The 25,786-nt window shown below is 66.1% G+C and carries 20 protein-coding genes and 1 pseudogene; 11 read left to right on the top strand and 10 right to left on the bottom strand.

What is annotated here, in order from left to right:
- The first annotated feature begins 125 nt into the window (after positions 1-125).
- Entirely contained in the window at positions 126-2,249 is a 2,124-nt protein-coding gene (locus K0B96_RS14145; RefSeq protein WP_220161531.1) for an apiosidase-like domain-containing protein, read from the top strand.
- A complete protein-coding gene (locus tag K0B96_RS14140) occupies positions 2,246-4,771 on the top strand; it encodes an alpha-galactosidase (RefSeq protein ID WP_220161530.1) in 2,526 nt (841 codons plus the stop codon). Before K0B96_RS14145 ends, K0B96_RS14140 begins: the two co-directional genes overlap by 4 nt.
- 126 nt (positions 4,772-4,897) lie before the next feature.
- On the opposite strand, the gene K0B96_RS14135 is transcribed toward K0B96_RS14140, so the two are convergent.
- Positions 4,898-6,571, bottom strand: a complete 1,674-nt coding sequence (locus K0B96_RS14135) for a serine hydrolase domain-containing protein (protein ID WP_220161529.1) — start codon at positions 6,569-6,571, stop codon at positions 4,898-4,900.
- Between the two features lie 239 nt (positions 6,572-6,810).
- Entirely contained in the window at positions 6,811-7,185 is a 375-nt protein-coding gene (locus K0B96_RS14130) for a hypothetical protein (RefSeq protein ID WP_220161528.1), read from the bottom strand.
- 132 nt (positions 7,186-7,317) lie between these two features.
- Between K0B96_RS14130 and trhA the strand changes: the two are divergent.
- Positions 7,318-7,969 (top strand): annotated as a pseudogene (gene trhA / locus K0B96_RS17660) (PAQR family membrane homeostasis protein TrhA).
- Between the two features lie 56 nt (positions 7,970-8,025).
- On the opposite strand, the gene K0B96_RS14120 reads toward trhA, so the two are convergent.
- Complete coding sequence (locus K0B96_RS14120) at positions 8,026-8,505, bottom strand: TspO/MBR family protein (RefSeq protein ID WP_220161526.1); 480 nt, start codon at positions 8,503-8,505, stop codon at positions 8,026-8,028.
- Between the two features lie 144 nt (positions 8,506-8,649).
- On the bottom strand, positions 8,650-9,837 hold the full coding sequence (locus K0B96_RS14115) for a hydrolase (RefSeq protein WP_220161525.1): 1,188 nt from the start codon (positions 9,835-9,837) through the stop codon (positions 8,650-8,652).
- A 442-nt stretch (positions 9,838-10,279) separates the two neighbouring features.
- Between K0B96_RS14115 and K0B96_RS14110 the strand changes: the two genes are divergently transcribed.
- A complete protein-coding gene (locus tag K0B96_RS14110; RefSeq protein WP_220161524.1) occupies positions 10,280-11,077 on the top strand; it encodes a phytanoyl-CoA dioxygenase family protein in 798 nt (265 codons plus the stop codon).
- A gap of 158 nt (positions 11,078-11,235) precedes the next feature.
- On the opposite strand, the gene K0B96_RS14105 is transcribed toward K0B96_RS14110, so the two are convergent.
- Together K0B96_RS14105 and K0B96_RS14100 are read right to left on the bottom strand one after the other, a co-directional pair.
- On the bottom strand, positions 11,236-13,347 hold the full coding sequence (locus K0B96_RS14105) for a right-handed parallel beta-helix repeat-containing protein (protein WP_220161523.1): 2,112 nt from the start codon (positions 13,345-13,347) through the stop codon (positions 11,236-11,238).
- 97 nt (positions 13,348-13,444) lie between these two features.
- On the bottom strand, positions 13,445-14,320 hold the full coding sequence (locus K0B96_RS14100) for a DMT family transporter (RefSeq protein ID WP_220161522.1): 876 nt from the start codon (positions 14,318-14,320) through the stop codon (positions 13,445-13,447).
- A gap of 272 nt (positions 14,321-14,592) precedes the next feature.
- Between K0B96_RS14100 and K0B96_RS14095 the strand changes: the two genes are divergently transcribed.
- Complete coding sequence (locus tag K0B96_RS14095; protein WP_220161521.1) at positions 14,593-15,252, top strand: DUF6515 family protein; 660 nt, start codon at positions 14,593-14,595, stop codon at positions 15,250-15,252.
- 172 nt (positions 15,253-15,424) lie between these two features.
- A complete protein-coding gene (locus K0B96_RS14090; protein WP_220161520.1) occupies positions 15,425-16,447 on the top strand; it encodes a hypothetical protein in 1,023 nt (340 codons plus the stop codon).
- A 19-nt stretch (positions 16,448-16,466) separates the two neighbouring features.
- On the opposite strand, the gene K0B96_RS14085 is transcribed toward K0B96_RS14090, so the two are convergent.
- The 3 genes from K0B96_RS14085 to K0B96_RS14075 form a co-directional block, all read right to left on the bottom strand.
- Positions 16,467-17,696 (bottom strand): SufS family cysteine desulfurase, encoded by a 1,230-nt coding sequence (locus K0B96_RS14085; RefSeq protein ID WP_220161519.1) that lies wholly within the window; start codon positions 17,694-17,696, stop codon positions 16,467-16,469.
- Positions 17,697-17,700: 4 nt separating this feature from the next.
- A complete protein-coding gene (gene sufU / locus K0B96_RS14080; protein ID WP_220161518.1) occupies positions 17,701-18,156 on the bottom strand; it encodes a Fe-S cluster assembly sulfur transfer protein SufU in 456 nt (151 codons plus the stop codon).
- A gap of 82 nt (positions 18,157-18,238) precedes the next feature.
- On the bottom strand, positions 18,239-18,913 hold the full coding sequence (locus K0B96_RS14075) for a class I SAM-dependent methyltransferase (protein WP_220161517.1): 675 nt from the start codon (positions 18,911-18,913) through the stop codon (positions 18,239-18,241).
- Between the two features lie 162 nt (positions 18,914-19,075).
- Here K0B96_RS14075 and hutI point away from each other — a divergent pair, with 162 nt between their 5' ends.
- The 3 genes from hutI to K0B96_RS14060 all read left to right on the top strand — a co-directional run bounded on the left by hutI (position 19,076) and on the right by K0B96_RS14060 (position 22,060).
- Entirely contained in the window at positions 19,076-20,284 is a 1,209-nt protein-coding gene (hutI, locus tag K0B96_RS14070) for an imidazolonepropionase (protein WP_220161516.1), read from the top strand.
- Positions 20,285-20,352: 68 nt separating this feature from the next.
- Positions 20,353-21,243 carry a helix-turn-helix transcriptional regulator gene (locus K0B96_RS14065; protein ID WP_220161515.1) on the top strand — a complete coding sequence of 297 codons (891 nt, stop codon included), beginning with the start codon at positions 20,353-20,355 and terminating at the stop codon, positions 21,241-21,243.
- A 52-nt stretch (positions 21,244-21,295) separates the two neighbouring features.
- Positions 21,296-22,060 carry a superoxide dismutase gene (locus K0B96_RS14060; RefSeq protein WP_425602947.1) on the top strand — a complete coding sequence of 255 codons (765 nt, stop codon included), beginning with the start codon at positions 21,296-21,298 and terminating at the stop codon, positions 22,058-22,060.
- 53 nt (positions 22,061-22,113) lie between these two features.
- Here the strand turns inward: K0B96_RS14060 and K0B96_RS14055 are convergent, their stop codons facing one another.
- Complete coding sequence (locus tag K0B96_RS14055) at positions 22,114-22,650, bottom strand: Fur family transcriptional regulator (RefSeq protein WP_220161514.1); 537 nt, start codon at positions 22,648-22,650, stop codon at positions 22,114-22,116.
- A 145-nt stretch (positions 22,651-22,795) separates the two neighbouring features.
- Here K0B96_RS14055 and K0B96_RS14050 point away from each other — a divergent pair, with 145 nt between their 5' ends.
- Positions 22,796-23,215 carry a Minf_1886 family protein gene (locus tag K0B96_RS14050; protein WP_220161513.1) on the top strand — a complete coding sequence of 140 codons (420 nt, stop codon included), beginning with the start codon at positions 22,796-22,798 and terminating at the stop codon, positions 23,213-23,215.
- A 16-nt stretch (positions 23,216-23,231) separates the two neighbouring features.
- The gene (locus K0B96_RS14045) at positions 23,232-25,784 is read left to right on the top strand and encodes a M16 family metallopeptidase (protein ID WP_220161512.1); all 2,553 of its coding nucleotides are present in this window, start codon (positions 23,232-23,234) and stop codon (positions 25,782-25,784) included.
- The last annotated feature ends 2 nt before the right edge of the window (positions 25,785-25,786 follow it).

Genomic DNA, 25,786 nt, shown 5'->3' with positions numbered 1-25,786 from the left:
GCGGCGTTCAGGAGGACGCGCGCGCGGGACGGCGTTGCTCAAAAAGCTAAACTGTCTGCTCAAAGTCTGGATGGCTCTGCACGCGCCGGGAGGCTAGGGTGTGGGTCTTCCTCGTTGGCTCCCCCATGTCGCGTTCATCCCCCTCGCTGCGCACTGAAACGAATGTTGCCGTTGAACTCGCGTTGACGACGCGCGGCACCTACGCGAACCCGCCGGAGGAGCTGCTCATCGACGCGGTGTTCGTCGAGCCGGATGGGCGCGAATTGCGCGTGCCGGCGTTTTGGGCGGGCGGCCAAAACTGGCGGGTGCGTTACGCTTCGAGCCAAGTGGGGACGCACGGGTTTCGCGTGGAATCTTCGCGCGCGGACGAACGCGAGCTGGCGGCGTTGACCGGGACGGTCGAGATCACGCCTTACACGGGAGACAACGCCTTGCTGCGGCACGGGCCCGTGCGCGTGGCGGCGGACAAGCGGCACTTCGAACACGCGGACGGCACGCCGTTTTTCTGGCTCGGCGATACGTGGTGGATGGGGCTGTGCCACCGCCTCGAATGGCCGCAGGACTTTCAACGGCTGGCGGCGGACCGGAAGGAGAAGGGGTTCAACGTGGTGCAGATCGTCGGTGGACTTTATCCGGACATGCCGGCCTTCGATCCGCGCGGTGCGAACGAAGCGGGTTATCCGTGGGAGCCGGACTACGCGCGGCTGCGGCCGGAGTATTTCGAGGCGGCGGACCGCAAGCTGGCGCATCTGGTGGCGAGCGGGATCACGCCGTGTCTCGTCGGCTTGTGGGGTTATTTCATGCCGTGGATGGGCGTGGCTAAAATCAAAACGCACTGGCGCAACGTGATCGCGCGCTACGGCGCATGGCCGATGGTGTGGTGCGCCGCGGGCGAGGCGAATCTGCCGTGGTATCTGCATCCGAAATTTCCCTTCGACGATCGCGGGCAGGTGCAGGGCTGGACGGAAATCCTGCGCTACATTCGCGACACCGATCCGTGGCGGCGGCCGTTGACGATTCATCCGACGGCGATCGACAAGTACACGGCGCGCAACGCGACGGACGACGCGGCGTTGCTCGATTTCGATTTGTTGCAGACGCCGCACGCGTTGAACGAAGCGGTCGAGCCGGCGATTCGCACGGTGCGCGAGAGCTACGCCGCCGCGCCGCGGATGCCGATCATTGATGGCGAACCGTGTTACGAGATGTTGAACGGCACGATTGTCACGGCGTGGCCACGGCGAATGTTCTGGTCGTGCGTGCTCAATGGCGCGGCCGGGCACACGTATGGTGCGAACGGCATCTGGCAAGTGAACCGCAGCGGGCGGTCGCACGGGGCGTCACCGCACGGCGGAGACTACGGCACGACGCCATGGGATGAGGCGATGAACTTCGCGGGGTCGGCGCAAGTGGCGCTGGGGAAGCGTCTATTCGAGCGGTTCGAGTGGGCGCGTTTCCGGCCGCATCCGGAGTGGGCGAGTTTCGCCGGCGATCCGTGGCTCGCTTTCGATGACGCGCAATGGATCTGGAGTTCGCGCGACGCGGTGCCGGCCGACGCGCCGTTTTACCGGCGCTATTTTCGAAGGACGTTCGACGCGCCGGTGGGTCGACGCGTGGTGCGCGCGCGGCTGCGGCTGGCGGGCGCGAATCATATCGAAGCGCGGGTCAATGGCGCGATGGCCGGCACGGGATGGAATTGGGTCACCGGTTCGCAGCTCGATGGCTTGGCGGGCTTCGTGCACGCAGGCAGCAATGTGCTGACGATCTGGGTCGAACACCGGCCGGCGACGAAAGAGCCGGCGGGATTTCTCGCGGTGTTGGAACTGCGACTCGACGATGGCAGCGTCCAACGCGTGGCGACGGATGCGACGTGGCGGTGGAGCGATGCCGAGGCGGACGGCTGGACAAAGGCTGAGTTTGAGGAAGGTGGCTGGGCGAAAGCGGAGACGTTGTGGCGGCACGGCGAAGGTCCGCGGGGCGCGTTGAGTGCGCCGGATGCGACGTATTTCGGTCCCCAGGCGGCGGGTATTCCGGGCGCGGTGCGAATCGTCTACGCGCCGCTCGCCACGGCGATCGTCGTGCATCAACTCGGCGCCCACGCGGCGTGGAGCGCGCGTAATTTCGATCCGGTGACGGGCGCGTTCGGGGAAGCGGTTTCGGTGCGGGCGGATGCGAGCGGCGAGTTGCGTTTTGAACCGCCGGCGGATTGCGACCACGACTGGGTGGTGGTGCTGGAAGGCGCGTCATGAGCGAAAGTCGACCGAGGGTCGGCGGCCGTCCGAAACGCGAGCTGACGCTCACGTCGGACGAGCTGACGTGGCGTTTCGAGTGGACGGACGGGCGGCTGAGCAGCCGGTCGTTTGCGAACCGGTTGAGCGGGCTGCGTTATCCGTTGTCGCGGGTGCAGGAGCTGGGCCTCGTGTTTTCCGGGGCGACGGATCGCGTGGCGGAACCGCTGGCGCGGGTGACGGAGTTTGCGGTGAAGGGCGTGCGGCTCGCGGACGTGGGCAAGGTGACGTTCGAGCTGCAAGCGAGCGCGCCGAAACTCACGGTGCAGATGCACGTGGAGTTGGACGGGGCCACGCGGCGCAAGTGGATCGAGGTGACGAATCGCGGCCGCGCCGAGCTGCTGCTGCTCGACGTGGAGCTGGACGATTTTCTGTGCGGCGCGACGACGACGGGCGGTGGCGCGGGCCAACCGGTGTTCATCGAGGATGAGGTTTTTGCGGCGATCGAACATCCGGCGGGAGAAAACACGGGCGAACGCGGACGCGTGCGGCTGGCGCACTTTCCCGGTCGACGATTGCGCGCGGGCGAGACGTGGCGCAGCCAGGTGGCGCTGGTGAGCGGGGCGGCGGCGGGGGAGGCGAATCCGCATTTTCTGCGTTACGTAGAGACGCGCAGTCTGAAGCGGCCGGCGTTTGTGTCCACTTACACGCCGTTTGGCATCAACAACCAGTGGGGCGCGGCGCCGACGCTCGACGACGAGCAGACGCTGGAAGTGCTCGATCTGGTCGGGACGTTGCGGGAGGAAGAGGTGGCGTTCGACTATTTCACGTTGGACACGGGGTGGGTGGATTTTGCCTCGGACCTGACGCAATTTCGTCCCGGTGCCTATCCGAACGGACCGGATAAGATCGTGCAGCGGGTGCGCGAACTGAAGATGAAGTTCGGGCTGTGGTTCGCGGTGGGCTGGGGTTTGCAGGCGTGCTGGGATCATCCGGGGGCGTTTGCGAATGGGATTCCGCCGGTGCAACGCTGGCGCGAAGGTTATCCGCTCGGCGCGGACGGTGTCGTGTTTTGTCTCGGCGAGGAGAACTATTATACGATTCTGAAGAACGCAGTGCTGCATCACGTGCGGGAGAACGGGGTGCGGTTTTTGAAGTTCGATGGCGGCGGTTATCAGTGCGACGATCCGACGCACGGTCATCTGCCGGGAAAATACGCGACGGAGGCGATGTATGAGAGGCTGATCGACATCGCGAACAGCGCGCGGACGATCGCGCCGGACGTGTTTGTGATGTGGTATTGGGGGCTGCGGTCACCGTTTTGGGCGCTGCATGGCGACGCGATTTTTGAATCCGGACTTTTCATGGAAGGCTCGGGCACCAGCCCGGTGCCGACGCTATATTATCGCGATTCGGTGACGCTGGCGCAGGACCAGAACGCGCATCACGCGACGACGGTGCCGCCGCGTTTGAAGGACAGCCTGGGCGTGTGGCTCTCGGACACGCGTTGGGGAAACTTCATGGGGCTGGAGCGCTGGCGGGAATCGCTGGTGATGGATCTCGGGCGCGGCTCGCGGTTGTTCCCGAATCTGTGGGGCAACCTTTCGCGGCTCACGGAGGAGGACGTGCAGTTTCTCGCGTGGGTGGAGAAATTCGCGCGGGACAACGCGGCGCTTTTTCGGACGCGGCGGCTGGTGGGCGGCGACCCGTTTCACAACGACGTTTACGGTTACGCGTATGGCGACGGGGAACGCGCGCTGGTATTTGTGCACAATGCGCATTTTGCGTCGCGTCCGCTGCGGCTGCGACTCGATGGGAGTTTGGGCCTCGACGCGAACGACGATGACCCGGTGAGCGTGATCGCGCATTTTCCGGAGCGGCAGCGGTTGGCGCGGACTGACGGGGAAAGGTTTCGGCGGGGCGATGTCGTCGAGTTGCGGTTACGACCGTTCGAGACGCTGCTGCTCGAAGTGACGTCCGCCCGACGGGCGGGCACGGGCTGGGCCGAGCGGGAGTTGAGCGCGGCGGCGGCGGCGCGACTGGGCCAGGCGGTGGCGTTGCGGGAAGGTGAACCGGCGGCGCGGCTGGGCGCGGTGTTTGCGGATGCGGCGGCGTTTGAGGCGAAGCAACTGCGACGGAAATCCTATGGCTTTTCGGCGATGCTGCCGGCGTTGGAGGAGGAGGATGGAACGCCGATTCTCGCGGTCGTCGTGCAACTGCGGCAGGGCGCGGCGGAGTGGCGTTACGCGCCGACGGTCGTGCAGATTGTGCAGGTGATGATGAGCGTGGGTGGACGGAAACTCATCGCGACGCCGGTGCCGGATGGCCGGCAGCACGGCAACACGCAGAGCTACGGATGCTCTTGGGTGGTTTACAAGGTGAGGCTCGCGCCGCTGTCGGAGGGTGCGCCGCTGGAATTAGCGGTGCATGCGCATTTGCCGGAAGGCGTCGAGGCGCGGGTGCAGGCGTGGGTGGTGCGGCGTTGGTGGGAGGAAGACCACCGGCCGACGCCGGACGGGTATTATACGTTCGCGCCGTCGTGAGGAGGCGGAGCGGAGTGCGCGTGGGCGGGCGTCAGGCATGGCCGGCACGTGGGGGCGCGGGGTGAGGGCGCCCGGCCCACAGTTCGGACCACGAAACTTGGTCGGCGAACGCGCGGCGAGCTGCGCTCAGTCTTTCACGCGGGGCGCGCGTTGGTCGCGGCCGTTTTGGTGGAGGACGACGGCGGTGACGGAGCCGTTGGCGTCGCGCTCGAAGGTGAGCGCGGCGGGAACGACGTCGTAGACAAATTCGTCGGGCGCAGTGCAGAAGACAGGAAACGCTGGCTGGCCGGTGAGTTTCACGAAGAGATGGCCGGCGCGCGTGGTGACGTCGAACACGGCGGCGGACGTGAGTTGGTAATGACCGAGGTATTCGCCAGGTTTGTCGGGCGATAAAAAGATGACATGCGGGGCGGGTTCGTCGGTGCGGCGGGCGGGGACCGTGTGGCCGTTTTGGTGAAGGATGACGCCGTCGATGTGCCCGGCGTGGTCACGCGTGAATTCGAATTTAGCAGCGACAACGCTCGCGGCAAAGCGATCAGGGGCGATCGCATGCACGGGGATAAACGGCTGGCCGGTCAGCCGCAGCTCGAGTTGCTGTTCGGGTCCAAGCACGGCGGTGAAGCGGGCGCGGTTGTCGATGACGTAGACGCCCGTGAACGTGGCCAGTTCGGCGGTCGTGAGTGTCGGTGGCGGCGTGGAGGACGCGACGGGCGTGGGGGCGGGAGCGGGCGGGCGGCGCACTTGGGCGACGAGCAAAGCGGGCTCCAGGGTGTCGTTGTTCAACCAGAGCACGGTGGCGCGGCCGGTGGCAGGCACGAGTTCAAGGTAGCTGCGGAAGCCGCCGGTGCCGCCGCTGTGATTGTAAACGGTTTCTCCGTTGCGCGTGGCGATCATGATGGCGAGGCCCAGGTGCGAGCCGCGAGTGCCGAAGGGCACGCGGGGTTCGCGAATGAGTTTCCATGCGGCGTAGAGCGGCGTGTCGGCGGGGGTGAGCAACGCTTGGGCGAATTTCGCGAGGTCGGCGGCGGTGGAGCGCAACGCACCGGCGCCGGCGAGGGCGTCGAGGCGCCAAGGTTTCACGGCTTCGCCGCCGGAGTGCGGAAGCGCGAACCGCGCGGTCTGCCCGGGGTCGAGTGCGATGACCGTGTCGGAAAGGCCGAGGGGCGAGGTGATGCGATCGTGAATCAGCTTGGCGTAGGGTTGCGCGTAGATGCGCTCAAGCAGGTGGCCGAGCAGGCCGAAGCCGAGGTTGGAATAGTCGGCCGGTTGCGGCGCGGGATGGTCGGGCTGCCACGTGCGCAGAAAATCGTAGAGTTTTTCCACCGAGTAATCCGCATAGGGATCCAGCGGATCGGCGGGCTGAAAATTAGTCGGAAGCGAAGGCAGGCCGGAGGTGTGCGTGGCGAGTTGCTCGAGCGTGATCGCAGCGGTGGCGGGCGCGAGTTTCAGGTCAGAGGGGAGGAATTTGGCGATGGGGTCCGTGAGGGCGGCGCGATGTTCGTTGACGGCTTCCGCGAGGAGCAGGGCGGTGAAAACCTTCGTGATGGAGCCGATCTCAAAAACGACTTTCCCGGGTGCGACATCAGCATGAGGCGCGGGGTTGCCAGCTGCGGCGAAGGTGACGTGCTGGTGATCCACTTCCGCGAGCACGAAGCCGCCGGCAGGGAGTCCCTGCGCGGCTTTTTCGATCGTGGGAAGAAGGGGCGCAGGCGGGTCGTTGGACGCCGGCGGTTGAGCGTGGGCGAGGACGGCAACGCAGGTAATGGCGACAGCGGCGAGGCGGAGGGGGAGGCAGCGCATGCGAAAAACTGGCCGATCGAGGGTGGGAGGGCAATTCCGCATGCATCGTTGGCCGGAGCGGTGGGTCGACGGCGCATTGAGGCTCGCATATTTTACTGGCGCAGCGCGCGTGGGCGGTCTGCTCCGCGCGCGGTCGTTGACCGAGCGATGTTGCGCCCGAGCCGCACGCGAAGCGCACGGCCCACCTGTGAGTCCGTTACGCGAGCCTCGATAAGTGCGAGTCGTGAAAGCCGCTGCGACTATGTGACGGTCGCGGGCGGGGCGTTCGTGGGCGTCTGCTGGTGAAAGGCGAGCTTCCAAGTTTCGCCTTCGCGGAGGTAGACGCTGCCGACGAGCGCGGTGTAGGCAGGCGCCGCATCGGCGCGTTTTGCTGCGGCGTGATAGCTGAGCGCGCAGGCGACGGGCGAGAGTTCGGTGACCACCCGGTGCGCGAGGTCGACCTGCGCCCAGCGCGGAGCGGCGGCGAGGCTGGCGATGGCTTGGGCGCGGGTTTGCGGACCGATTGGCGGTGGAAAAACCATCAGCACGGCGGCGGCAAGGTGTTGCTCGAAGAAGGCGGCGGGGGCGGTCCAGAACTGCTTTTCCAAAGAAATAATTTCGTGGGAGTCGGACATGAGGGAAAACCCGGGCGACCGCGGGACGCGGGCGCGGGGTTGCGGTCATCGTCCGGGCGGCCGGCCGGACGTTCCGTGCCGGGGAAGGGGCGGACGCAGTTGCCAGAAAAGCCGGCGCACGCACTCTGCGGAATGAGCGCCAGCCCGAGGACGTATTCGCCGCGTGAGGAGTGGGCCAACGTGATCACGCACGGCGCGGGCAGCGTGTTGAGCATCGCGGGGCTGGTGGCGATCGTCACGTGGTGCGCCTGGCGGGGTGACGCGTGGCAGGTGGCGAGCACGGCGGTCTTTGGGGTGACGCTGGTGCTGCTTTACGGCGCGTCGACGCTCTACCATCGCGCGCGACCCGGCGACGAAACGGCTGCTGCGCAAGTGCGATCATGCGGCGATTTTCCTGTTGATCGCGGGGACGTATACGCCGTTTGCGTTGGTCACGTTGCGCGGAGCGTGGGGCTGGAGTTTGTTCGGCGTGGCGTGGGGACTCGCGGCGGTGGGCGTGGGCCTGAAGTTTTGGTTCACGGGCCGGTTTCAAGTGGCGTCGACCGTGATCTACGTGCTCATGGGCTGGATGGTGTTGATCGCGATCAAGCCGTTGCTCGCGGCGATGGACGGGGTGTCGTTCGGGCTGCTCGTGGGCGGCGGGGTGAGTTACACGGGCGGCGCGGCGTTTTATCTGAGCAAGCGGCAGCCGTATCATCATGCGGTGTGGCATGTGTTCGTGCTCGGCGGAAGCGCGTGTCACTACTTCGCCGTGTGGCACACGCTGGCGGCGACGTGGGCGTAGGCGCGGCGCGGAGCTGACGGAGCCGCGGGCGCGGGCATTGGCCCGCGTGAACGGCGTCAGCGGTTGAGCCGGTAGATGCCGGCGTTGAGCGAAATGGCGAAGGTGACCCAGGCGAGGTAGGGCAGCCAGAGGATCCCGGCGAGGCGGTCGAGGCGCCAGAGACGGAATTGGAGCGCGAGCAGCAGAATCCAGAAAAGGATGATCTCAATCAAAGCGAGGCCCGGGTGACGAAGGCCGAAGAAGAGCACGGACCAGAGCGCGTTGAGCACGAGTTGGAAGGCGTAGAGCGAGACGATCGCGCGCGCCGACACGGGAGAGGCCGCGGCCCGCCAGGCGCGCCACGCGGCGAAGGCCATCAAGATGTAGAGAGCGGTCCAAACGGGAGCGAAAACGGCGGCAGGTGGATTCCAGGCAGGCTTCGCGAGCGCGGGATACCAGGTGTGAACGCTGTGCGCGGTGGCGGCGGCGCCGATGCCGCTCGCGCCAAACGCAGAGACGAGAAAGAGGACGAGAGCGAACCAGGGGCGGGAGCGCATTGATTGAAGGAAGCGAGCGGCGGAGGCAGCGCAAGCCGGGCGAAGGAAAGGCGGGTGACGTGAATGGGGGCGTGCGAAGCAGATTGCGGGACGGGGAGAGCGCGGTGGAAAAACAGCCTGATAAGTTACAACCGGCGGGGGCGGTTATTGCTGGCGGGCGGGGAGAGGGATTTCGCCGGTGGCAAGGCGGGCGAGGAAACGCGCGGCGATGGCGGCGCGTTCGTCGAGTGAGGAGAGGCGGATGGATTCGCGCGGGCTGTGCAGATCGTCGCCGACCGGGCCGAGTCCGTCGAGGCAGGCGAGACCGGCGGCGGCGAAGAGGTTGCCGTCGGAGCCGCCGCCGACGTCCTGCCAGCCGAGGGCGACGCCGTGTTCGCGGGCACAGGTTTGCCAGGCGGCGAAGAGTTTTTCCTCGGTGGCGGTGACCTCTTTGGGCGGGCGGTTGAAGCAGCCGCTGATTTCGAGGCGGTAGCCTTCGCGGGCGTTGATGGGCGCGAGCAGTTCACGGAGGCGCGCGAGGACGCGGTCTTCGTCGGTGGCGCGGGCGATGCGAATATTGACTTCGGCGTGGGCGAAATCGGGGACGATGTTAACGGGACCGCCGCCGCGGATGGAGCCGACGTTGAGCATGACGCCGGGGAGTTCGCGATTGAGGGCGTCGATTTGCGGGAGCACCTCGGCGAGGGCGATGATGGCGTTGCGGCCGGCGGTGAGATCGCGTCCGGCGTGGGCGGCGCGGCCGTGGACCGAGAGGGCGAAAACGCCGGTGCCCATGCGGGCGCGGACGAGATCGCCGTTGGGGCGGGCAGGTTCGAAGACGAGCGCGAGCCGGTGATGTTGCGCGATGGTGGCTAGGAGAGGCGCAGTGCCTGGCGAGCCGATTTCCTCGTCGGGCGTGAGGACGACATCCCAGCCGAGTTGCGCGGCGGCGGGCGATTGCTCGAAGGCGCGGAGCGCGGCGAAGAGAACGACGAGGCCGCCCTTCATATCGGCGACACCGGGACCGCGCAGGGTGTCGGCGTCGAGGCGTTCGCAGCGTTGAAACGGATGATCGGCGCCGTAAACGGTGTCGTAGTGGCCGCTGAGGAGCACCTGGCGCGGGGCGTCGGGGCGGCAGGTGATGCGGAGGGCTTGGGCGGGAGTGCCGGTGAGCGGAAGTGTTTGGATTTTGGCGGCGGGCAGCGTGGCGAACGTTTCGGCGAGCGCGGCGCACATGTGGTCGAGGCCACCGAGGTGGTCGCTGCCGGAGTTGAGGTTGGCCCAGCGGGTGAGGAGGGCGGAGAGGCTGGGATCAGGCGTGGACGCGGTGGGCTCGGCGGGGGCGGAACGCATGCAGGAAAGATGCGACGGAGGGAGGAATTTGTCCATGCGGAGCGCGCGGCGTGGTCGGGGCGGGAGTGAGCTGGAGCATGATCTTTTTGACCTAGAGTTCGGAGGAGGCAGACGGGTTCTGTTCAGGTTCGCATATTAAACTTACGCCGCGCTGGGTGGACCGTGCGCTGCGCGCGCGGTGATTTGTCGAGTGACATTGCGCCCGAGCCGCGCGCGGAGCGCACGGCCCACCTGTGAGTCCGTTCCACGAGCCTCGATAGATGCGTGATATTAACGGGCTGGTGGGCGCAGTTCGCGGCCAGGGTTCGTCGACGCGAACAAACGGGGCAATGGAGCGGGGCGTGGGCTTGGGCGCGCAATTCGGCAGGCGCAAACGCGAGGCAGGGATATTTTCACGCGTTTCATTTTGCGTTTCGCGAATGAGGCCGCCCTTTCAGCGGCGATGAAGGCACTGCCTAATGAGAGCGACATCGCGTTTTATCGCGCCCACGGCTATTTCGTGCTGCGGCAGATTGTGCCGCCCGCGTTGGTCACTGACCTGCGGCGGACGGCGGATCAGGCGCGGGCGATTGCCCGGCGGTTGCATGGTCCGCAAGCGCAGCGTTTGCAGCCGCTGGACCGGCACGCGGAGCTCGACGTGAAGCCGTTGCGCGACTTCGTCGAGTTGCCGGAGTTGCGCGCGGCGGTGCAAGCGCTGCTGACGCCGCGGCATCAGATCAGCGACGTGAGCACGATGGCGTTTTTGTTTGAGCCCGCGGATCGCTGCTGGGCGACGGAGTGGCATCGCGACTGGCGCGATCACATGAACGAGCGTCAGTTGGCGGAGGTGTTTGCCGAGGGGTGGGAGCGGATGGCGGTCGATGAGACTCTGTTCAACCAGATCAATTGTGCGCTCTATGAGGACACGGCGACGTGGTATGTGCCGGGGAGCCATCGGCGGCTGGAGAACACGCCGGAGGAAGCGCGCGCGGCGAAGGCGGCGGATCGCGCGGCGGTCGAGAATTTGCAAGGCGCACGCAGTGATGCGGCGCAGGAAATGTTTTTGCAGACCTATTGTGCGGACATGCCCGGCGCGGTGCCGCTGCATCTCAACACCGGCGATCTGGCAATCTACCGCAGCATCGGCTGGCACCTCGGCAACTACGTGCCGTATCGGAAACGGTCGACGCTGCACTGCGCTGCGATGACGAGCGAATACCGGGCGTTTGTGGAACGGGCGGCGGCGGTGATGGCGAGGTAGCGGCGTGCGGCAGGTGCGCGAGAGGTGACCTGTCAGCGCTGACGCCGTGCGACGGACGGCGCATGAGAAGGAGGAGGGCGTGCGGAGGCGGGAGCCGGTAAGGCCGCGGCGGAGCGCACGGCCCGCCGTTGGGCGGCTCACGCCGGGGCGCGGCTATTTTACGGGCGCTTTTTCGCTGCGCGGACGCCGCAGTTTGTCCAGTCGTGGGCGACGAAGCCGAGGTGGAAGGCGGGGGAGTTTTTGGCGAGTCGCCAGGTCTTTTTGCCTTCGGTGATCCTGGGGTCGGCGATCGCGCTGAGGCGGTCGTGGCCGGCTTTCTGCCACGCGGAGAAACTGATCTTCCGCGGATTGCCGGTGAGGTAGGTCTCAGGGTTCAGGCTCGGCGCGAGCGGGCCGTCGGGAAACCAGAAGAGGTTGCCGTTGGCGACGAGGGCGCCGATCGCGATGTTGCCTTGGTAGCCGCTGCGGTAGAGCGACTCGCTCGGGCCGACGAGGATGTTGCTGAAGAAATTCGCGCTGCGGTGTCCGGGCTCGATGCGACCGACGGAGACGAGCGCGCGTTTGCCGCGGGCGAAAATGTTATAGCGCACGACGTTTTCGCGGCCGTAGTGAATGTTGAACGGAGCGTCCTTGGTGTCGTGGACGAGGTTGTGTTCGACGAGCACGTGGGCGGTGCCTTCGTCGAGATAAACGCCCCAGCCGCCGTAGTCGTGCGACCAGATGTGGTGCAGGTGATTGCCGCGGATGACAGTGCCGGGCTGGATGCCGAGCGTATAGATGCCGCCCATGTCGCTCAGGATGCCGGCGCCGATGTGGTGAATGAGATTGTGCTCGATACGATTGTGCGTGGCGACGGTGTCGCGGTAGCCCCACGTCCAGCCGAGCGAGATGCCGGTGTAGCAGGTGTCGTGAATATGGTTGTGCGCGACGAGGCAGTCGGCGGCGTTGACGAGGAGGACGCCGATGCCCTGGTGAAAAATTCGGCCGATGTGATGAACGTGGTTGTTGGTGATCGTGAGATTGCCGGTGCGGCGATCACCGAGGCCGTCGAGTTCGGAGCCGCCGGCACGGATGCCGCCGGCGCCGAGGTCGGAGAGCGTGTTGTCCAAGGCCGCGCAGTGGCGGCAGCCGGCGCCGAACTCGAGGCCGTAGAGGCCGAGGTGTTCGAAGGTGCACTCGCGAACGACGCAGTTGCGGGCGGCGCGGAAGCGGAGGGCGCCGGGCACGGCGATGGCGGCCTGCGGACTGCCGCCGATCGGCAGGTCATTGTCCTCCGCCGTGTCGTGGGACGGGAGGTGGCGTTCGGCGAGCGGCGAATACCAGTCGCCATGGCGGAAGGTGAGACCGGCGAACTCGAGCTCGCGCACGTGGCGGGTGCCATGGAGGTCGATGCGTTCGCCGGTCTCGCCGAAGACGACGCCGCTGGCGCGCACAAAGGTGTGCAAGCGAGGGGCGTGGATTTCGGTGTTCGCGGGCGTTTCGCCGGGGCGCGGAAGATAATACAGGCGGCCGGTCTCGCGGTGGAGATACCATTCGCCGGGTTCGGTGAGCGCTTCGAAGAGGTTGTCGATATAGTAACGTGCGAGCGGACGGGTGCCGTCGGGTTGCTCGTGCGATTCGAAGAGGTGAAATGCGCTGCGGCGGGCGAACGTGAGCCAGCCGGTGCGCGGATTGAGCGCGGGCTTGGGGAGGCGCTCTTCGATCCAATAATGCAGCACGACGAATTCGGCGTCGGGCAGCGATGACCACGCGGGGTCGACGTCGCCCGGGCGCGGCTTGAAGCGATCGTTGCCGTCCATGAGGCCGGACTTGATCGGCTCAAGGATTTCGCCGATGCGGAGGACGTTGCCGCCGCCTTGTTGATCGGGCGTGAACTTGGGAAAGCGTGCGCGGGGCGCGCGGCGGCCGTTGACGAAGAGGGAGCGGAAGTGGCGCTGGCCGCGCGCGACCTCGGGCAGATCGAGCGTCCATTCAGTGCGACCGTTGCGTTCGCCGACTTGCCAGCCGGTGAGGCGTTCGCCGCCGTCGAACACGGGCGTGGCCGCGGGCGCCGCGACGTAGCGCGTATGTGAATCCTCGGGACCGAAGCGCACGGTTTCGAGGAGCGGATAACGGCCGTCGCGAATCAGCACGGTGACGGCGCCGGTGACGGTGCCGGCGGCGCGGAGGCGGCGGAGGTTGTCGCGGGCGCCGGCGAGGGTGGCCCAGGGTTGTTTTTCGGAACCGGCGGCGGTGTCGCGGCCGGCGGGGGCGAGGTGAAAAACGGTCATCGGGCGCAAGCAAGCGCGCCGGAGGAGGAGTGGCGAACGAAAAGGAGTTGAACGTTCAAGGCGCACCGCGCGGTCGCGGCGGAGCGCGCAGCGGCGGTCAGCGCATGCGCGGCTGCGGCGGGGCGGAGAGGACGACGGCCGAGACGCCGCCGACGGCGAGCACGCTGGCGACGTAGAAGAACAGGGGCGGCACTTCGCCGAAAACGAAGTAGGCGATGACGCCGGCGAAGATGAACTGCATGAGGTTGCCGAGGCTCACGATCTGGCCGCGGAGGTGACGCATCGATTGGTTGAGGATCGTGTGGCCGATGAGGGTGGGCACAACGACGAGGCCGATGATGAGGAGCCACTCGCGGCGCGAGTTGAATTCGAACGTGGAGAATACGGGCGCGGCGATGACAAGGCAGATCAGGCCGGCGAGACAGTAGACGGGCACGATGTAGAGCCAGATGGAACCGAAGTCGCGGTTGCGGCGGCCGAGGGCAAGATACCATGCGAAGAGCACCATCGAGACGAAACAGGCGAGGTTGCCCCAGAGGCTGCCGCCGGGTGAAAACGCATCGCGAGCGCTGAGGACGAGCACGCCGCCGAGGGCGATCGTGGTGCCGATGATTTCGCGGCGATTGATTTCTTCGCCGACGAGGTGGTGCAGAAAAAAAGGCAACGCGACCGGGGCGAGGCCGATGATGAGATTGGCCTGGGCGGAGAGAATCATGCGCGCGCCGTAGGCCCAAGTGATGAGGTGAGCGGCGAAGACGACGGCGGGCAGTACAATGCGGCGGGCGTGCGTGCGAGTGAATGCGTGGGGCCGGCGGCGGAGATCCAGAAAGAACAGGGGCGCGAGCAAAAGGGTGGCGATGGGAAGGCGCAGCGCGGTGAGGACAAGCGGATGAGTGTGGCTCGCCTTGATGAGGATGGCGGCGGTGGAGCACGCAATCACGCCGATGGTAAGGAGAAGGATGCGCCAGAGCATAAAAGGGCGGACGCTGGGGATCGTGGCGGGCGGAGTCGAGCGCCGGAAAACCGGGCGGTGAGACGTGTGCGTTATGATGCGCCTACGTGATGGCGGCGGACCGCCGTGAAGAAGCCGACGCAGCGTGAAAGATTAGGATTCCGGCCTCCGGCGGCCGGTCGGCGGCGGCCGAGAGCGAGTGTGTAAGTGACGGCAGGCGTGAGCGAAGCGGGAGCGTGCCGCGGGCGGATGAAACTTCCGTCGGAGTCGCGCGTCACACGCAGCATCCTCCCATGAAAACAACGCAAGCCTTCCGGGTGTTGGTGTTTGGAATCTCTGCCGCTGTCGTCGCCGCGACGAGTGCACACGCCGAAGTGCGGGCGCGGGTGAAGGTGGGCATCGGCCTGCCCAACGGGTTTGCGGAAGTGCACGTGGGGAAGGACCGCTATTTCGAGCACCGGGGCACGTTTTACCGTCCGGGGCCGCGGGGCGGTTATGTCGTTGTGCGGGCGCCGCGCGGGGCGATCGTGCATACGCTGCCGCCGCGCTACGTGCGCATCTATCTCGGTAACACGGTCTATTACCGTTACGACGATGTCTATTATCGGCCGGTCGCGGGCGGTTATGTCATCGTGGATGCGCCAACGACCACGGTGGTGACCACGCCGGCGCCGACCACGCCGGCACCCGCGGTAAATGCAACGCCGGCGGATGACTACCAGTCGGTGTGGGTGGGTCCGAACGAATATCTGTTTCACGACGGGCAGTTCTTCCGCAAAACGCCCGACGGTCTCGTGTGGATGGAAGCGCCGATGGGGGCGTTGACCAAGACGCTCCCAGCGGATGCCCAGAGCGTGTGGTATCAGGACGTGGAGTATTTCGAGTGCGACAACGTTTACTTCCGCAAGACGCCCGACGGCTACAAGGTCGTTGAGACGCCGTGGAAGGGTTGACCACTGGTCGGAGGAGCGAGTGAAGAGGTAGCGACAGGCTGCGCCGGCGACGGTCGCAGCCTGATCGGTGTTTAGGACAGGGCGGAGGAGCGGATGGAGATTCCCCCAAGCTGGCAGAAGTGAGCTGCCGATGACGAACGCGCCCGGGAGGCTGGTAGAGTAGCGGTGTAAAATGAGCGCGTTATTTTCATGGCGGCGTGGTGGGCGGTGGAGTGCGGTGTTCGCCTTGCTGATGGCGGGTGTGACGGCCGGTCGCGCCGCGTCCTACACGTTTGTCGATCTGGGTGCTCAAGTGGCGGGGGCGGCGAAAGGATTGAGTCCGTATTTTTACGGGGCGGCGATCAATGATCGCGGGGCGGTGGTCTTTAATGTCATGAACGAGGCGCACGACTACCGGGCGTTTGTCTTCGATGGATCGAGCGTGCAGGCCGTGTCCGCACTCGCGGCGGAAAGCACGTGGGCGGGCTCGAGCAATGCGGCGGCGGATATCAATTTGCAGGGCGAGATCGTGGGCCATTCGCGTCTCGGCCCGAACTCCGCGGCCACGCATGCGTTTCTTTTTCGCAACGGTGCGGTGCGCGACATCGGCCCGGCGGGACGGGAATACAGCGAGGCGTTGCGCATCAATGATCAGGGGGAGGTGTTGGGAGCGGCGATGGGCGCGCAGCGGGAGTTTTGGGTGCGCCGGGGAGACCGCACGCAGTGGCTTGCGGACGTCGTGGCGCCGGGAGCGACGGGCGTCGATCTCAACAATCGTGGACATGTGCTCGGCGTGTCGGCGCGCGGGGTCTTCCTCCACGATCTGGCGACCGGCAGCACCAGTTATCTTGATGGGGTGAAAGGATCGGTGGCGGTGCTGAGCGATCGCGACGAGATCGCGAGCGTGGCGGACTACGCTCTTTATCGCTGGCAACGCGGGCGCGCGGAGAAGTTGGGATCGATCGGGGGCGGAGTCGTGTTCGTGCGCGGGATGAATACGCTGGGCGACATCGTGGGCGTGTTTCGCAACGCGAGCGGGGGTTTGCGCGCGTTTGTTTATTCCGGCGGGAACTTGAGCGATCTCAACGCGTTGATCGACGCGCCGGGCTGGGTGTTGACGAGTGCGGATGGGATCAACAATCGCGGCGAAATCGTCGGGGCAGCCGTGGCGGCCGATGGATCGCAGCACGCGTTTTTGCTCCGGCCGATCCGGTGAGGCGGGCGGACGGCGCGGGTTATCCGGCAAAAAACTTCTGGATGCGGCGGAGGGAGGCGACGAGGGCGTCGATTTCCGCGGCGGTATTGTAAACGTAGAAGCTGGCGCGGGCGGTGCTCGTGAGGCCGAGTTTGCGCATGAGCGGCTGGTTGCAGTGGTGGCCGCCGCGCAGCGCGACGCCGTCTTGGTCGGCGAAGGTGACGACGTCGTGCGCGTGCACGTCGGGCAGCGCGAAACTCACGAGGCTGGTGCGTTGCGTGCGCGGGCCGAGAATGCGGATGCCGGGCAACTCGCGCAGACGGTCGGCGGCGAGTTGGGCGAGTTCATGGTCGTGGCGGGCGATGGCGGTGCGGTCGAGCGCGTCGAGGTAATCGCAGGCGGCGGCAAGGCCGACGGCGTCGGCGAAATTCGGGGTGCCGGCTTCGAAGCGTTCGGGGGCGGGCTTCCACGTGGCGTGGGTGTATTCGACTTGGGCGACCATGCCGCCGCCGGTCTGCCACGGTGGCATCGCGTTGAGCAGAGTGCGGCGGCCGTAGAGCGCGCCGATGCCGGTGGGGCCGGCCATCTTGTGGCCGGAGAACGCGAGGAAATCGCAGCCGAGCACCTGCACATCGACGAGTTCGTGCCCGATGGATTGGGCGGCATCGACGACGCTGATGGCGCCGACGGCGCGGGCACGGGCGCAGAGGGCGGCGGCGGGATTGGCGACGCCGAGCGTGTTGGACGCGTGCGTGAAGGCGAAAACTTTGACCTCGGGCGTGAGCAGGCGATCGAGGGCGGCGAGGTCGAGGCCGTCTTCGGCGTCGGCGCCGAGGACGGGCACGAAGCGGAGCGTGGCGCCGGTGCGTTGCGCGATCTGCTGCCACGGGATGAGATTGGAGTGGTGCTCCATCTCGGTGAGGAGGATGACGTCGCCGGCCTTCAGGTGGGCGCCGCCCCAGCTCGCGGCGACGAGGTTGAGGGCTTCGGTGGTGCCGCGGGTGAAAACGATTTCCTCGGGCGCGGCGGCGTTGATGAAGCGGGCGACGCGGGTGCGCGCGCCTTCGTAGCCGTCGGTGGCGCGCATGGACAGCTCGTGGAGGCCGCGGTGGACGTTGCTGTTATCGCGCGCATAGAAGTGCGAAAGGGCGTCGATGACCGCGCGCGGTTTGTGCGCGGTGGCGGCGTTATCGAGATAGACGAGAGGTTTGCCGTGCACCGACTGGTGCAGGGTGGGAAAATCGTCGCGGACGGAGGACCAAGCGGGCATGGGCTCAGTCTTGATGGGTTTCCGTCGTGGTGCCGGCGGGGTCGTTTTTCAGCGCGTTGAGCGCGGCGTGCCAGCCGAGGGTGGCGCACTTGATGCGGGCGGGGAAGGCGTGGACGCCGGCGAAGGCGGCGAGATCATTGAGCTCCTCCGGGACTTCACCGGTGGTGATGATGTAGTGAAACTCGTCGAAGAGCGCCTGCGCTTCGGCGGCGGTTTTGCCTTTGAGCTGCGTGGTCATGAGCGACGCGCTGGCCTGCGAAATGGCGCAGCCGGAGCCGTCGAAGGAGAGCTCGGCGATTTTGTCGCCGTCGAGCCGCAGATAAACGCTGCATTGGTCGCCGCAACTGGGGTTGTCGCCGTGGGCGACGCGGTTGGCGGTCGGCAGTTGGCCGCGATTGCGCGGGCGGCGGTTGTGATCGAGGATGACCTGTTGATAGAGATCGGTGAGATCGGCGGACATGGCGGAGAAAAAACAAACGTCGAACGCCGGGGGTGGAATGGCAACTCGCGAGCGTTGCGGCCCCGGGGCAGGCGCGATGCCGTTAGAGGGCGGACGGGATGGCGGGGTAAGCCGAGTCGTCGCGACGCAGCACGAATTCCATGGCGCCGTCGCCCTCCGCCAGAAGATCGCGTTGTTCTTTTTCGACCACGTAGCCGCGAAAATAGGCGGTGAGTTCTTCACGGCGGTAGAAGGCGTAGAAGCGACTGCCGGTCAGATTCTCGCGCACGGCGTCGCCTCCCGGATAACCTGCCCGGGGAATGTCGATGACGTGTTCGCCCGTGCCCAGTTTGAGATTGAGAAACAACACACCACGCGGGTTGAGCCGGGCGCGTAGCGCGGCGAGGCAGGAGTGGAACTCGAGTTTCGTGAGATGATAAAGACAGGCGCACGCCCAGACGCCATCGAAGGTTCCGCGGATGGGGCTAAGGTCGCGAAGATCGGCCTGCCAATAGACGCCGCGCGGATCGGCGGCGCGGGCGAGCGCGAGCATGGCCGCCGAGAGGTCGAACGACGTGACGCGGGCGCCCAGACCGCTCAAATAACGCGAATCGCGGCCCTCGCCACAACCCGCGACCAACACGGCCGGTCCTGGCAGCCGCTGGAAAAAATCGCGCATGGAGTTTTCCAGCCATGTCCGGTGTTCGGGCGTGGCGATCAAGTGATAAGCGGCGGCGATGCGGTCGTAGGTCTCGATCGTGCGAGCGGTGTGATCCATGGAAGGCCGAGCCAAGGTGCCCATCATGCTGAGAGTGGTCGTCGTGGCGACGAGCGTTTTTGTTGCCGCCTGCCTATGAGCGACGGGCGGAACCGCGGAGTCGGACGCGAGAGGGCGCGCCGCACTTGCTTTTGGGCTTCGTCGTCGGTTTGGGTGAGGGTGATGAGTTTGCTGATTCGCAACGCGCGGGTGCTGACGCTCGCGCAAGGAGCCATTCCGCGGCGTGGGGCCGAGTTGGGCGAACTCGGCGTGCTGCCGAAGGCAGACGTGTTGATCGCAGACGGGAAGATTGCGGCGGTGGCCGAGACAATCGCGGCGCCGGAAGGTGTGGACGTGATCGATGCGGCGCGACGGGTCGTGATGCCGGGGTTTGTGGATTGTCACACGCATGCGTGTTGGGCGGGCGACCGGCTCGACGAATGGGAGCAGCGGATGAGCGGAGTGGCGCATCAGGAGATTCTGGCGAAAGGCGGCGGGGTGCACGCGACGGTGCGCGCGGTGCGCGAGCTTACGCGCAAGCAACTGGCGGCGAACTTGAAGACGCAACTGGAGGTGATGTTGCGCGCGGGCACGACGACGGTGGAGGTGAAAAGCGGTTACGGGCTGAAGCTCGAGGACGAGTTGAAGATGTTGCACGCGATCCAGCGGGCGGCGGGCGAGTGGGTGGGCACGGTGGTGCCGACGGCGTTGCTGGGCCATGCGATCGAGGGCGACGTGGGGGACTACACGCGCATGGTGGTGCGCGAGATGCTGCCGGCGGTGTGGCACGAGTTTCCCGGGATCACGATCGATGCGTATTGCGAGAAGAGCGCCTGGCCGGTGGAGGCGTGCGGGCGGTTGTTTGAGCGGGCGAGAAAGCACGGGCTGGCGGTGCGGGTGCACACGGATCAATTCAACTCGCTGGGCATGATCCCGGAGGCGTTGCGACTGCGGGCGTTGAGCGTGGATGGGCTCGAGGCGGCGTCGGCGGCGGATCTCGCGGCATTGGCGGAGACAGAGACATTCGGGGTGCTGCTGCCGGTGACGGGGTTCGAAACGAACGGCCGTTACGCGCGCGGCGGCAAGTTCGTGGACCAGGGCGGCTTGGTGGCGGTGGCGACGAACTGCAACCCGGGCACGGCGCCGGCGCACTCGATGCCGTTGGCCATTGCGCTGGCGGTGCGCGGTTGCCGGTTGACGCCGGCGGAGGCGATCGCGGCGAGCACGGTGAATGCGGCGGCGTTGCTGGGATTGCGTGATCGCGGGACGATTGCGGTCGGGCAGCGGGCCGATCTGATCATGCTGCGGCATCGGGACGAGCGGATGCTGGCGTATGAGTTGGGCAGCGATCCGGTGGAGCTCGTGATCGCGGGTGGACAGCGGGTGCGGTGAACGGGGCGGAGTGCACGCGCGTGGAAAATAATTTTGCGCGCGGGATGCGGCGTCGGTAGCGCAGAGAAGTGTCTTTGACCGGATTTCTGGGCGGCGAATTGGTAAGTGCGATCGGGCGGTTATCCGCGGCGCATGTGCTGGGCCCGTGGGCGGGGCGGCGGCCGTCGGAGGTGCGTCCACCGCGAAAATTCGTGCCGGTGCTCTATGGCGACGACCATGTGCATGGGCACGCCGAGATGTGTTTGTTGATGGAAGGGAGTTGCTGTTTCAGTTTTGGGCACGCGGCGGCGGAGTTGCAGGCGGGGGATTTGGTGGTGTGTCCCGCGGGGATGCCCCACGCGGAATCGTATGCGCGGCGGAGCGCCGGTTACCGGCTGGCGTGGTGGAGCCTGCACGAACGCGAGCCGAGTTTGCACGCAACGCGCTATGCGCGGGGAGAAGGATTCGTTTTTGAGCGGCAGGTGAGTCTGGCGACGCTGCCCGGGGAGGCGCGCGCGCGGTTGGGGCGGCTGCGGGCGGCGGCGGGGGCGAAGACGCCGCCGGCGTTGGATGGGTTGCGCGAGGCGATGCTCACGATCTCGCTCGCGCTCTACCGGCGGGTGCTGGAGTCGGGCGAGGCGCAGGTCGATACGCGGGCGCAGCTGGTGGGGCGGGCGGCGGATTTTGTGCGGGCGAATTCGCTGCGTTCGCTGTCGCTCGCGGAGGTGGCGCAGGCGGTGCATGTGTCGCCGAACTATCTGACGGCGTTGTTTCGCGCGGAGAGCGGGATGCCGCTGGGGCAGTTCATCCTGAGCGAGCGGATGCAGCTGGCGCAGGAGCGGCTGCGGCGGGCGGGGGCGACGGTGAAGGGGGTGGCGTTGGAGCTGGGATTTGCCGATCCGTTTTCGTTCAGCCGGGCTTTTAAACGCGTGACCGGCCGGACGCCGCGCGGAGTGTTGGCGGGAGCGGCGAAGCGCTGATTTGTCCGCAGCACAGGGTTGTGAACGGCGTGGAGGCGTTTAGCGTCGCGGCATGATGCACGTTTCTTCCGAAAACCGCGGGCTGAGCCGGCGCGACGTATTGAAAACGCTGGGCCTCGGGGCGGCGCTGGTGGCGCTCGGGCGAGGCCGTTTGCGGGCGGGCGGCGCGGAGACCGGACGGGGGGCGATGGCCGGGGGGCTGACGCAGCCGTTTGCGTTGCCGCCACTGGGTTTTGCGTATGATGCGCTGGAGCCGCACATCGACGCGACGACGATGGAGATCCATTACACGAAGCACCATCAGGGCTACGTGAACAACGCCAACCGTGCGTTGGAGGGGCACGCCGCCTGGCAGCGCAAAACCGCCGCGGAGATCCTGCGCGAACTCGCCGCCGCGCCGCCGCAGATCCGGACGGCCTTGCGCAATAATGTGGGCGGACATGTGAACCACACGCTGTTCTGGCAGGTGATCACGCCGGGGGGCGCGAAGTCTCCGAAGGGCAGCCTGCGGGCCGGGATTGAGCGCAGCTTCGGTTCAGTCGATGCGCTGCAGGCGGCGTTTAACGACGCGGCGATGAAGCGTTTCGGGAGCGGGTGGGCGTGGTTGGGAGCGGAAAAAGGCAAGCTGATCGTGCGATCGACCGCCAATCAGGATTCGCTGTTGAGCGAAAGCGTGGTGCCGTTGCTCGGACTCGATGTCTGGGAGCACGCGTATTATATTCACTATCAAAACCGCCGCGCGGATTACGTGAAGGCGTTTTGGAATGTGGTGAATTGGGATACGGTGCAGGCGAATTTCGATCGGGCTCAGGCGTAAGGGCGCAAAAAAACCGGGGTGCGAGACCCCGGTCGAAGGCAGAACAGCGAGACTCAGCGCACGGCTGGCACGAGAGGCGCGGCCGCGGCCAGACGGTTGGGCGCGGGGGCAATGCCAAAGAACTCGACGACGTGCGTCACGCCCTTGTAGCCGCGTTCACGCAGCAGTTCTTCGATCTTTTGCACGGCCTGTTCGAGCGCGGCGGTGGTGGAAGGGTCGATTTCTTCAACGGTGCGGGTGCTTTTGCACACCACGTGATACCGGCTGGAGTGTTTATTTAGCGAAATTTCATACAGGCTGGTGCCGTTGTGGAAAAAAGAGCGGCGGACGAGGCCGATATCCTCAAACGCGGCGAGGCAGCGGTAAACCGTGACCAGATCGCAGGATGTGTTGCTTAAGTCGCGGTGGAGCTGATCGATGCTGGCGGGATGGCGTCGGGCGGCCAGCGCCGTGAGGATGGCCACGCGGGGTTGGGTGATGCGCAAGCCGGCGATCTTGAGCTGGGCGCATGCTTCCTTCACTCGCGCCTGGACCTCGGCGCCAGCAGAAACTCCCGCCAGGGGATGGTTCGTTTGCGTTGAAGCGATCATTGAGGCAAATTTGTTACAACACGCGGAGCCGAGGCGAGTTTATAATTGTCATTAGGCGGCGAACCGCGTGCTGCCGGAGAGGAGCGGACGCGTGCGGAGTTGCGTGCGAAGAAGGGGTGTGCTAATCCCTTTTCCCACTTTTAACATGCAAGACTTGGAATTTGCCGAAATCGTCGAGTTGATCTGCAAGGAGGATCCGCGCTTTGACCGGAAGGCGTATGAATTCGTCCGCCTCGGGCTCGATCATACGGTGAAGGAAATCAAGAAAAAGGAACCGTCGCGGACAGGCAAGGCGTTGCATGTAAAGGGTCCGGAGCTGCTCGATGGCATTCGCGGGTATGCGCTGGATCAGTTCGGTCCGCTCGCGAAGACGGTGCTGGATGCGTGGCGGGTGAAGCGGTGTGCGGATTTTGGCGAGATCGTTTTCAATCTTATAGAATACAACGTGTTTAGCAAAACGGAGAGCGATCGGCGGGAGGATTTTGCGAACGCCTACACGTTTGAAGATGCGTTCGTGAAACCGTTTTTGCCGAAGCGTCGACGGGCGGCCGTCAGTGCGTCATAACGCCGTCCCGTTTTCCATGCCTGCAGCCTCCGCGGATCTGAAGTTACTCAATGCATTCTGGCGCGAACCGGTCGCGCGCGTGGTGTTGCCGAATGGCCTCACGTTGATCGTGAAGCCGGACCACTCCGCGGCGCTGGCCTCGGTGCAGGTGTGGGTGAAGACGGGCAGTGTGCACGAAGGCGCGCTGCTGGGTGCGGGCCTCTCGCACTACCTTGAGCATATGTTGTTCAAAGGGACGCAGCGGCGCGCGGGCCGGGAGATTTCTGCGACCGTGCAGGCCCATGGCGGTTATATTAACGCCTACACGACGTTCGATCGGACCGTCTATTATATCGACCTGCCGAGCGAGCACGTGGGGGTGGCGGTGGACTTGCTGGCGGATGCGACGCTGCATTCGACGCTGCCGGCGGACGAAGTGACGCGGGAGCGGGACGTGATTTTGCGCGAAATCGCGATGACGCAGGACGATCCGGACAACCGGTTGTCGGAAACGCTGTTTGCGACGGCCTTTCGCGCGCATCCTTACCGGCAGCCGATCATCGGGCACCGCGAAGTGTTTTCGGCGGTGACGCGCGAGCAGCTCACGGAGTATTACCGCACCCGTTACGTGCCGAACAATCTCGTGGTTGTGGTGGTGGGCGACGTCGAGCCGGCGAGCGTGCAGGCGATGGTGGAGCAGCATTTTGGGAGCGCGCCGCGAGCGGCGCTGGCCCCGGTGCTGGTGCCCGACGAGCCGGGGCAACTCGCGGGACGCACCCAGCACCTTTATGAGGACGTCGAGCTGACGCGCGGCGCGCTCGCGTGGCAGATTCCGGGACTGACGCATCCGGACGCGCCGGCGCTGGATTTGCTGGCGACGATTCTCGGCGCGGGCGACAGCTCGGTGTTCTGGCAACGCATTCGCGAGCAGGGGAATCTGGTGCATACGATCGACGCGCAAAGCTGGAATCCCGGGAGCGTGGGTTTGTTTTTCGTCTCGTTCACTTGCGAAGCGGGCAATCGCGACCGGGCGGTGGCGGCCGTGCAGCGCGAGCTGGGGCGCATGGCGCGCACGGGGTTCACGCCGGCGCAAATCCGCAAGGCCGTGCGGCAGATCGTCGTGGGCGAAATCAATACGCGGAAAACGATGGCGGGGCAGGCGTCGCGTCTCGGTTCGGCGGAAGTGGTGGTGGGCGATCTCGATTTCAGTCGCGCGTATTTTGCGCGCCTGGCGCAGATCGACTCGGCGGAATTAAAACGCGTGTTGCGCGCGCACCTGATGCCGGAGCGGCTCACCACGCTGTCGCTCAATCCGCTGGCGGCGCGACCGGCGGTGGCGGTCGTCCGCGAACGGGCAGGGAAGCGGGCGGACGTCGAGGAAATCGTGCTGCCCAATGGCGCGCGTTTACTGCTTCAGCCGGACTCCCGGCTGCCCAATGTGCACCTGCGCCTCGCGCATCGGGGCGGACCGCTTTACGAACACGCCGGCCGGCGCGGCGCGACGGGGCTGCTGGCCACTTTGCTGACGAAGGATACGCAGCGCCGCAGCGCGGCGGAGACGGCGCGTTATATCGAAGAGGTGGGCGGCTCGTTCTATCCGTTTTCGGGCAACAACAGCTTCGGACTCGCCGTCGAGGTCTTGCCGACGGATATCGACCGGGCGCTGACGGTGCTGCGCGATGCGGCGCTGACGCCCGCGTTCAAGGCGTCGACGTTCGCGCGGGAGCGGGAGGCCCAGCTCGCGGAGTTGCAGCAGGACGCGGATGATGTGGTGACACTCGGGCGCAAACGGGTGCGGGAAAAGTTTTTCGGGCCGCATCCGCTGGCGATCGATGCGCAGGGCGACGCGGCCGGCGTGGCGGCGTTGCAAACGAAAGATGTGGTGGCGCTGCATCGCGCGCTGGTCGTGGCGCCGAATACGGTGCTGTCGATCGCGGGGGATTTTTCGCCGGCGAAGTTGAAGCCGAAACTGAAGGCGTTGCTCAACGCGCTGCCCAAACGGGCGTTCACGCCAGCGCGCGTGGCGTTCCACGGCGCGGCGGCGGTGGGGGATTTTGTCGAGCAGCAGCCGCGGGAGCAGGCCGTGGTGTTCCAGGCGTTTCCGGGGCCGGGTGCGCGGGCGGCGGATTTCTATGTGAGCGAAGTCGCGGACGAGGTGTTCAGCGGCATGGCGTCGCGATTGTTTGAGCGTGTGCGCGAAGAGAAGGGGCTCGCGTATTTTGTGCGGTCGGCGCGCGTGACCGGGTTGGAGGCGGGGATGTTTTATTTTTTTGCCGGGACGGCGCCGGACAAGGCGGCGGAAGTGCTGGGCGAGATCGAGGCGGAGATCGCGCGGATGGCGGCGGGCGGAATCGAAGCGGCGGAAATCGCCCGGTGCCAGACGCGTTTGAAGGCGGCGCGGCGGCAAGGTTTGCAGACCAACGGCGCGAAGGCGCTGCAGGCGGCGGTGAACGTGCTCGCGGGCCTGCCGGCCAACGATTGGAAAAACTACGACGCGCACGTGGATGCGGTGACGATCGCGCAACTGGCGACGTTCGCGACGACGTATTTCCGGCGTGAGCAGCGCACGCAGCTCGTGGTGCGGCCGTAGGG

Source organism: Horticoccus luteus (assembly GCF_019464535.1).
GTDB classification, from domain to species: domain Bacteria; phylum Verrucomicrobiota; class Verrucomicrobiia; order Opitutales; family Opitutaceae; genus Horticoccus; species Horticoccus luteus.
The sequence above is the reverse complement of the archived record's forward strand: the minus strand, read 5'-3'. Positions and strand labels throughout refer to the sequence as shown.